This window comes from Dapis hubbardiae BLCC-M172 (assembly GCF_050016015.1).
Classification (GTDB): domain Bacteria; phylum Cyanobacteriota; class Cyanobacteriia; order Cyanobacteriales; family Microcoleaceae; genus Trichodesmium.
This window is the reverse complement of the sequence record NZ_JBNHEQ010000178.1, coordinates 1-8,999: the sequence shown is the minus strand read 5'-3', so window position 1 is coordinate 8,999 and position 8,999 is coordinate 1. Positions and strand designations below refer to the sequence as shown.

The 8,999-nt window shown below is 34.7% G+C and carries 8 protein-coding genes; 2 read left to right on the top strand and 6 right to left on the bottom strand.

Annotated features, from left to right (window positions below):
* The first annotated feature begins 125 nt into the window (after positions 1 to 125).
* Positions 126 to 3,878, top strand: a complete 3,753-nt coding sequence (locus tag ACP6PK_RS16020) for a helicase-related protein (RefSeq protein WP_426560754.1) — start codon at positions 126 to 128, stop codon at positions 3,876 to 3,878.
* A 359-nt stretch (positions 3,879 to 4,237) separates the two neighbouring features.
* Here the strand turns inward: ACP6PK_RS16020 and ACP6PK_RS16015 are convergent, their stop codons facing one another.
* From ACP6PK_RS16015 to ACP6PK_RS15990, 6 genes are all read right to left on the bottom strand, one after another.
* Positions 4,238 to 4,810 carry a hypothetical protein gene (locus ACP6PK_RS16015; RefSeq protein ID WP_094672000.1) on the bottom strand — a complete coding sequence of 191 codons (573 nt, stop codon included), beginning with the start codon at positions 4,808 to 4,810 and terminating at the stop codon, positions 4,238 to 4,240.
* A gap of 219 nt (positions 4,811 to 5,029) precedes the next feature.
* Positions 5,030 to 6,217, bottom strand: coding sequence for a TRC40/GET3/ArsA family transport-energizing ATPase (locus ACP6PK_RS16010; RefSeq protein WP_426560752.1), 1,188 nt, complete (start codon positions 6,215 to 6,217; stop codon positions 5,030 to 5,032).
* Between the two features lie 421 nt (positions 6,218 to 6,638).
* The gene (locus ACP6PK_RS16005) at positions 6,639 to 7,019 is read right to left on the bottom strand and encodes a DUF2358 domain-containing protein (protein WP_426560750.1); all 381 of its coding nucleotides are present in this window, start codon (positions 7,017 to 7,019) and stop codon (positions 6,639 to 6,641) included.
* Between the two features lie 55 nt (positions 7,020 to 7,074).
* Entirely contained in the window at positions 7,075 to 7,350 is a 276-nt protein-coding gene (locus ACP6PK_RS16000; RefSeq protein ID WP_426560748.1) for a hypothetical protein, read from the bottom strand.
* Positions 7,351 to 7,417: 67 nt separating this feature from the next.
* Positions 7,418 to 7,642 (bottom strand): hypothetical protein, encoded by a 225-nt coding sequence (locus ACP6PK_RS15995; RefSeq protein ID WP_426560746.1) that lies wholly within the window; start codon positions 7,640 to 7,642, stop codon positions 7,418 to 7,420.
* A gap of 209 nt (positions 7,643 to 7,851) precedes the next feature.
* Positions 7,852 to 8,166 carry a Rho termination factor gene (locus ACP6PK_RS15990; RefSeq protein WP_426560744.1) on the bottom strand — a complete coding sequence of 105 codons (315 nt, stop codon included), beginning with the start codon at positions 8,164 to 8,166 and terminating at the stop codon, positions 7,852 to 7,854.
* On the opposite strand from ACP6PK_RS15990, the gene ACP6PK_RS15985 reads away from it, so the two are divergent.
* On the top strand, positions 8,144 to 8,851 hold the full coding sequence (locus ACP6PK_RS15985; RefSeq protein WP_426560742.1) for a hypothetical protein: 708 nt from the start codon (positions 8,144 to 8,146) through the stop codon (positions 8,849 to 8,851). The two genes, ACP6PK_RS15990 and ACP6PK_RS15985, sit on opposite strands and share 23 nt — an antisense overlap.
* Positions 8,852 to 8,999 lie beyond the last annotated feature (148 nt).

Below are 8,999 nucleotides of genomic sequence, written 5' to 3'. Positions count from 1 at the left end.
CCCAAAGTGGAAAATTTTGAGACTATCCATATTTAAGAGTCAGGAAAAATCTGCCCTTAGCTGAGATAATGTTAATTGAAAAACTTGAGAAAGCTAAAACTACTATCAATCAAAAGGAGAAAATTATGTCACTTGCTGAAAATTTAGGACGTTTATTTGAAGTAGGATTTAATATTGGCATACTTGCTGATATTCAACACCAGAAATATCAAAATTACTTTGGTGATTTATATCTTCAAGATTTACAGACACTCAGATTACCAACTCTGGTTAGGAAAATCGCAGATGCAGAGAAAATATCTAGTCAAGGGAGTATTGAAAATCTAGAAAGATGGAGTCAATATTTTATTCAGAAAGGATTTATTGCTGGATTAAATTTTTTCCGTGAATATATTAAGTCAACTAATTGGAAACTCCACCTGAGAAAACCGGAAATTTTATACTATCAATGTAGCTTTGATGGAGATAATGCTTTTGGTTCTAACCCTAAGGATAGACAACAAGCAACTAGAAGATTATTATCTCAATTTTTATCTGCTGATGTTTTGAATAGCCAACTTAAGAATTACGTTACCAAGTACCACAAAAAAGGAGAATTTTTACAAGCAGATACTTTGATTTTGCTACGTTATCGCAGAGAATTTAGAATTATTTGTGTAGATTTGTCGATATTTTCAATTAAGTCAATGGAAGATTTAAAACCCCTGGATAATATAGAAGAATTACGCCGAATTTTGATGAGAGATATTAAACATATACGTTCTAAAAGTGTTTTTTCTAATCTCCGAATAGATACGGGAGATACTCAGGATTTGGGTTTAGAATTTTCCCCAGATTTGAAACGATATTTTACTGCTTTTAAACGTAAAGATAAGGAAACTACTAAGTTAATTCAAGCTGGTGCTTATGCTTATAGTTTCTATAATTTTCTCCAGAAAGAAACCGATATATTAGATAGCTCCAAGTCATTACTTTTTAATGCAGTAGGATATAGCGATCGCAACATTAGTTCTCTCTGTTTACAACCAAAAAATATTAATATTCTTGCTACTTGTGCAGAAATTTATCAAAATGAACCGAAGGAGCAAGAGATAAAAATTGCTCGTCAAGAAGTCTTGGAAAAAATTAAACTTAATGCCAAAAAAAGTTTTCAAAATGGTAGAAAATTTATCCAAGAATTATCTGTAGAAAATCTCTATGGTAAGGAGGATAAAATTACTCCAATAATTCATCAAGAAAAAATTGATGGTTTCTTTAATTCAGTAGGTATTATCCGGGATTATTTAGCAAAAGAAATGGATGTTACTACCAAGTCAACTTTAAGAAAAGCTCATGCTGAATTAATTGAAAAAGCTCTGGAAAGTGAGAAAACTTATGTATTTTTCACCGGTAATCCCGGAATAGGAAAAACTACAGCGATCGCTAACTTTCTTAAATCTCATATAGACGAAGGATTTCTATTATTTTATGTTAGTCCTCGCACTCAAGTTAACCTAGATTTAATCAATAAGTTTAAATCTAAAAAAGGCGAATCTTTATGTAGCGATAAAATATTTGGTCTCACCACAAATTCCATTATTATTAAAGAAAATAATAGCAAACCTACAGTTAGTTATCGTTCCAATCTCCGTCAAGATAATTTCATTAAAAATACTGTCAATTTTCTCCCAATTGGTAGGGGCTTGGTTACCAAGCCCCTACAAAAAACTGCCTGTACAAAGTCGCGATTTTATAGAGAAACGGAGGATAATATTAAAGATATTGGGGAAAAAAGTACGGGAGTTCTCTATAGTATCTGTCAGGGAATATATACCACTATTAATCAAAATATCTCTAATAATATTGTCGCTACAGTCTCGATTCAATCTTTAAGAAAAACACCGAATGGTGCAGATACTCTGAAGCATCTCCGGGAAATATTCAAAGATGCTTATAACCGAAATACAGGTGTGATCCCTGAAAAAATGCAAGAAATTTCTCAGAGAATAAAGCATCTATTTATAATGATAGATGAGGTAACTGGAGATGATAGTGGAGTAAATTTTTTGCATGGAATTAAGGAATTTTTGAAAGATTACGATTTGACTAATCCTGAATTTGGATTTAATACAAAAGTCATTGTTGCTGATGCTTCTATTGTCGAAAAAGAGGTTATTCAACAACATTTATCTCAGACTTCCCCAGAACCAGATAAAATTTATTTTCGGTCTGTAGGGGTGAATGGCGATTCGCCCTTACGAGTGGAGAATTTTGAATTTAATAAACAACCAGCAATTGCTATTAATGCTAATTCTTATCCTGCTAGTAGTTTAGATATAACTTATAAAATTTTCCTTGAATGTTATAAATTTAATGAAGCCAAATTTAAAGATGAGAATAAAGAGTTAATCAAAACGGTTCAGGAAAATATTTTATCCGATATAAATTCCTATTTGGATAATCCCGAATCTAGTCAAGTCTTAGTTTATATTCAAGACAAACAGAAACTACAAAAATTAATAGACAAAATTAGTAAGTCTCAAAAATTTGAACAATATACAGACTATCTAGAAATACACGCTAATTTATCCGATGAAAAAAAGAGCAAAATTGAAGGATGTAAACAAGACGTCAAAATTGTATTTATGACATCTTCAGCAAGTCGCGGTTTATCTTTTCCTAAAGCAAAAATTATCTTAGTAGAAATTCCTAAATTTCAAATAGAAAGAAATTTAATGGAAGTCATACAAGTTATCTATAGAGCGCGGGGAGAATATTGGGAAAATAACAGAGCAAAAACTTTAGATGATCGACCAAAAAAAATAACCTTTTATTTGAACGATCGCGCCATTTATTACCCCCAAGAAGAAAATACATCTCCACAAGAATATGCTGAAGAAAAAAAATTATCTTTAGCAGAAAGTTTATTAAATCTCTGGGATATTTTATTAATTCTCAAATTGTCAATAATGACAAGAATAACTGGTGCAGGTAGTTTAGGAATGAAAAAATTTATGATGATTCCTATTGGTGGAAAATCTGTTTCTGCGGCTGGAGATACATTTAGTAGTCAGGTTACAAATCTCATTAGAGAGTTAAAAAATGAATATCGTCGTCATCCTAAAAAACAAATTATTAAAGATGTTTATAGTAGTTTGATGGAAATTTTTAGTAGTGCCGATTTTGTCTTACTTAAGGATGAGAATAAATCCCAAAAATCAGACTCCCAATATCGTTCCTATCTTTCACTGATGGAATCTTTTAACCAAAAATTTTCCCACTATTGTCAGCGACTCGATAAATTACTAAATTTTGGCAATATTGAAACAGGTTATCTCACTGGAAATTTATTAGTAGTTCCTATTTCCAAACATAAATTAGAAGAAACTTATCTGATGAAATTAGAATCTCAAATTAGGCAATTTGCTAATCAAGATTTAGTTAATAAAATGAAGGAAATTAGCAGAAATGAAAAAAATTATCCACCTAATATTATCTCTGCAATGAAAGGTAGCGTCTTAGAATTTGTTGAATTGCTCAAGGGAGATATTAATAGAACTCAGTGGTTTGAACAAAATAGTCAAAACTTAGACCAATATTATGCTCTACCATTATTTGTATTTATGAGTCGAGAATTAATGAGTGAATATTTTAAGCAGGAACTAGAAGAAGAAGAAGAAAAAGAATTTAGAACCCTATTATCTAAATATGTTCACTACCTTTATCCTGCATATAACACCCTACCCATTGGTCGGAAATATCGGGAATTTCCCTTTATTGTTTTTCGTAGTTATAGCTTAGAGGAAATGCGAGAAAAAATTTATAGCGATCGCTATCTTTTAACTTCTAATGAGCTAAATATTCTCAACTTAATTCTTTGCCGAGATGAGAAAGACTAATTGATTTAGATGCAATAAGAAATTTCTTGGATCTGTCAGGAAAATTTTCTAAAACTTATTCCATTTTCCCCTTCCCTAATAACTTTGCCAAAAATTTTCCGATCATTCTTCTTACAATGATTATATTCCATACTTCTAAAGCAAGATTTGTCATAATTTTTTCTCTTTCTTCAATTGATTTAGAAGTCTAGTGTATTAAATAGTTTCAAATTTTTAACAGATCGATCTATCTGGCTATTCTTTCTACTAGGATAAAAAATTTGAGCTTAAATATTCAGCATAAATCCGAGGAGTCTTTTGACAACCCCAATAATTCAAAGTTATTCTAGATATTTTTTTAGCTGCCTAAAAAAAATCGGCTAAGATTTTTTCTTTGATTTTCTCAAACATTTTTTCTGAGAAGACTTTTTGCTTTTTTCTTTCCTCTTTCTTTTAAACTTTTGCCTCTGCTGAGTTACTTCCGGAGGAGGACCGTAATCTCCTCTTGAAAAATAAATTCGTTCTACTTGATGTTGTGGCTCAACCTCAATCCAGAGACGGGCACCACCTGCTTGAGTTCTATTAGGTTGGTGTGGCTGATAAACAATTTGGCAAGGTCCGTTAATTTTTAGGGCGTGGCAATAATCTTTTTTATCTCCCACTTTTACGGCAACTGCTGGATAAGAAGTTCCGTTATCTCGGTTATAGTCAATAGTATTTCGCAAAACATGAACAAAAGTATTCCCTGTACGTTCAGCCTTGTTCCAAGTTCCTTGAGGGCCGTGACGACTAGGTATAATTTCTGGCACTCCTCGACTATTAAGAGGAATCATCCACAGTCTTTTAAGCTTGTAAGCTCCTACTACTCTATCTTGTTGGAGTAGTATTCGCAGTCTACCTGGTGATATATTGAGTAAAAATGCTGCTTCTGTTGTACGAACTTCTGTAGTCATAACTAGATCGTTATAGTATTGATATCTAATTTATATTTTATAGTATATTTTTGAGTCTATTCAGATAAGTATACATGAAAATGGCTTATGGTTAAAGTAAAATCATAGCCCAAATCACCAACGCCAATTTTCTCTTGTAGGAGTAGGTTTAAAAATAATCTTTACATCTTCAACAAAAGAAAAAAATCAAAACCTCCTCCCACAAAAAAAATAACTATCCTAAACTTTTGCCACTTCAGCAAACCTAATCTTCAAATAATCATCCTCCATTTTTGCCCCCGCAGGTTGCAACGCTGCTAAAGCTTGAGGCAAAACTAAATTCCGACGATGATTACCAATTCTAATATTCAACTCATCCCCAGTTTTATTCAATTGAATTTTCTCTTTAGGAATTCCAGGCAAATATAATTCCAAATTATAATTACCCTTCTCTTGCACTACCTTAACAGTATTTTCCTTATAATAAACCTGACTAGGATCTTCATCGCCATAAAGAGTTTCTTTCAACCTTTCCAAAGCAGCCAAACCACACATTTCCTCAGAATAAAGAGGTACTTCCTTCACAGGCAAAGGTCTAAAATTATCGTGAATTTCTTGCCTATATTGCTGTTGATTTTCCTTCCACTTTTTAAAGAAAGGATCAGTTACAGAATCAGGAATAATCCGATTAGCTACTACTAAATCTGTAGAAACATTATACAAACTTAAATAAGCATGAGCGCGTAAAGATTCCTTAATTACCATCTTCTCCGGATTAGTAACTAACCGCACAGAAGTCTGAGTATTATCAGTTAAAACCTTTTCCAAAGCCTCAATTTGTTCATAAAATTCATAAGGAGCATCCATAACTTCCTTATCAGGCAAAGAAAAACCAGTAATAGGTTTAAAAATAGGTTCAAAAAGAGGTCTTAAAGCTACCGACATTCCCTGCAAAGGTTTATAAAACTTCCTCATATACCAACCCCCCACTTCCGGCAAACTCAAAAGTCGTAAAGCAGTACCAGTCGGAGCAGAATCAATAATTAAAACATCATATTCCCCCTCATCATAGTGCCGCTTCATCCGCACCAAACCAAAAATTTCATCCATTCCCGGCAAAATAGCCAACTCCTCAGCTTGCACGCCATCCAAACCTCGCGCCTGCAAAACCTGAGTAATATAACGCTTTACAGCTCCCCAGTTTCCCTCCAACTCCATCAAAGCATCCAACTCAGCACCCCAAAGATTTTCCCTAACCTTCCGAGGTTCGTGGCTCATTTCCATATCAAAACTATCTGCTAGAGAGTGAGCTGGATCGGTGCTGAGAACCAAAGTTTTATGGCCCAACTCCGCACAACGTAATCCTGTTGAGGCAGCCACTGATGTTTTACCAACCCCACCTTTTCCCGTCATTAATATTACGCGCATTAATTACTTAACCTTTTCTGAGAAATTTTTACATATCTTAAACTTTAGCATTTATTTACTTTTCCAGAATCTAATAGTTTTTAGGATATTTTTCCATATCACAATTATTTTTTTTTGTCAATATATTTATGATTGTGAAAAATTAAGCTGAGAATTATTGACCAAAAAATAAAGTCTCAAGTCTCCCTTTTCAAGGGAATAAAAAATATTCGATTCAGTATTCAAGCATAGGCTTCAATCAGAGGTACTGTTAACTCATAACTAATAGAGTTGTTTGGAAATAAAAATTTAAAATGCTCAAAAGCTTGCTATATAAGGGTTTCATAATTTTAGATATTAAATGCACTGTAGGCCTTTACTGATAAGGGTTTTAGCCATTTTTTGTGCTTAATTCCCAACAACTCTAATAACTGAAATAACACTATTTCATTTGAAAAAGCTGTTTTAAAACATCTAGTCGAGAAATATCCCAATAGTCAATATGACTATTAATCAATCCATTTGTATCAAGTTTCAATTCACTCCATCCTGGTATTGCCATTCGAGGTTTCCAAGGAGCAGGCGCTGTCCAACTAAGTGTCCAACGGGTTTTAATCACATTTCCCGATTGACTAATGTCGTGCAACTCAAGTTGAATATTATTAAACCAATTGCCCATAAAACCGATCATTTTTTGATAACGGTTTATACCTCGAAATTTATTTAATGGGTCTTCAAAATAAACATTTTCTGCGTAAATACTGTAAGTTTGGTCAGCCGGAAATTTTTGATAATCTTGTTTAAGTATTGAAATAATATCCATTTTGTTTCTTGCTTCTTTTTTTGTTCCTTATTAATTATCAATTATCCATTATAAATTATTCATTAACTTCAGACCATAAACGCTCTAATTGATAACGCCAAGCTGCCAAAGTTTTTTCCCGGTATTCTGAATTCATATCTATTTCACCCATTAAACCTTCTGCATAAAAACGTTCTAAAGTTTGTATAGTTGCCTCTACAGTTTGTCCTTGGAGTTTTGCTGCTTTAATTACTTGGCAAATCCGATTTTCTATTACCTCATTAAAATAACCAGATATACCTTGTTCTTTCAAATCAAGTAATCTTTGAATACCTGCACTAAAATCTTCCACTGTTAATGTAGAAAAATTATACTGAAATTACTCCCCAAAGAACATTTTCATATATGGCATAACGAGTTTATAAAGTCACATCAAAGTTAGCTTCAAGTAATTTATCAAAAAATGGTTGAGCATCTTCTTTAGGAGCAATAGGTATTAATATTCTGAGCCAAGTTTCGTCGTCTGAGATAAGAACTAAAAGTCGAAACTTATCTCTTTCTATTTGCCATGAATTAGGTGATGGAGTTTCAACAGATTCTCCAAATATATTTGTTAGTGTTTGAGTAATTTCTAATAAATTCATCGGTATATAAATTAAGTCAGGATTAGCTAAAAATCAAATAATTTTTAGCTAATTCAAATGTACTTGTAAAAGTCAAAATTGAGATATCCAACTAATTCAATGATAAACCCCCAGACTTTAACCGGGGGTTCTTTAGCTAATAGGAAATAGTTTGCATTTACATCCCTATTGCGATCGCTACTTGTCTAAATGAAGGAACCACTAAATTTTTAGTTCATCCATTCTAGAACAGCTTCTTCCTTAGTATTAGTACGACGTTCTGGAGTTTCACGAGTGAACTTCATGTGAATAGAGCGGTTTTGTTCACCATCAACTGCTACTGCCATGATTGGATAATCAATTAAACCATCAGGGAAAGCCATCTGGAAGCGGAATGTACCATCGGGGTTTAGTTTAATTGGTCGTCCACCAATAGTCACAGTAGCATCAGGTTCAGTTGCACCGTGGATAATAAGTTCAGCATCAGCAACTAACCAGAATTTGCGGGGGCGAACTGGTGGCATGGAAGCAGCAACGCCTGACATATTCATGCCTACCCCTGACATACTCATGCCCATACCGGAAGTAGTTAACCCTACCCCTGACATACTCATGCCCATACCGGAAGTAGTTAACCCTACCCCTGACATACTCATGCCTACACCGGACATTCCCATGCCCATACCGGAAGTAGTTAACCCTACACCTGACATACTCATGCCTACACCGGACATTCCCATGCCAATACCGGAAGTAGTTAACCCTACCCCTGACATTCCCATGCCTACACCGGACATTCCCATGCCAATACCGGACATTCCCATGCCAATACCGGAAGTAGTTAACCCGACACCTGACATACTCATGCCAATACCGGAAGTAGTTAACCCTACCCCTGACATTCCCATGCCGACACCTGACATACTCATGCCAATACCGGAAGTAGTTAACCCTACCCCTGACATTCCCATGCCAATACCAGAAGCAGTTAAACCTACACCAGAAGTAGTTAACCCTACCCCAGAAGTAGTTAACCCTACCCCTGACATTCCCATGCCTACACCAGAAGTAGTTAACCCTACTCCCGACATTCCCATGCCCATACCAACACCAGAAGTAGTTAACCCTACTCCCGACATTCCCATGCCTACACCAGAAGCAGTTAACCCTACTCCCGACATTCCCATGCCCATACCGGAAGCAGTTACACCTATACCTGACATAGTTTGACCAACACCAGAAGCAGTTAACCCTACACCGGACATTCCCATGCCAATACCAGAAGCAGTTAACCCTACACCGGACATTCCCATGCCAATACCGGAAGCAGTTAACCCTACTCCCGACATTCCCATGCCTACACCAGAAGCAGTTAACC

Excerpts from the sequence above, each read along its gene's own strand:
- ACP6PK_RS16020 (WP_426560754.1), top strand. The coding sequence starts at position 126 with ATGTCACTTGCTGAAAATTTAGGACGTTTATTTGAAGTAGGATTTAAT.
- ACP6PK_RS16015 (WP_094672000.1), bottom strand. The coding sequence starts at position 4,810 with ATGACTACAGAAGTTCGTACAACAGAAGCAGCATTTTTACTCAATATA.
- ACP6PK_RS16010 (WP_426560752.1), bottom strand. The coding sequence starts at position 6,217 with ATGCGCGTAATATTAATGACGGGAAAAGGTGGGGTTGGTAAAACATCA.
- ACP6PK_RS16005 (WP_426560750.1), bottom strand. The coding sequence starts at position 7,019 with ATGGATATTATTTCAATACTTAAACAAGATTATCAAAAATTTCCGGCT.
- ACP6PK_RS15995 (WP_426560746.1), bottom strand. The coding sequence starts at position 7,642 with ATGAATTTATTAGAAATTACTCAAACACTAACAAATATATTTGGAGAA.
- ACP6PK_RS15985 (WP_426560742.1), top strand. The coding sequence starts at position 8,144 with ATGGAAGCAGCAACGCCTGACATATTCATGCCTACCCCTGACATACTC.
- ACP6PK_RS15990 (WP_426560744.1), bottom strand. The coding sequence starts at position 8,166 with ATGTCAGGCGTTGCTGCTTCCATGCCACCAGTTCGCCCCCGCAAATTC.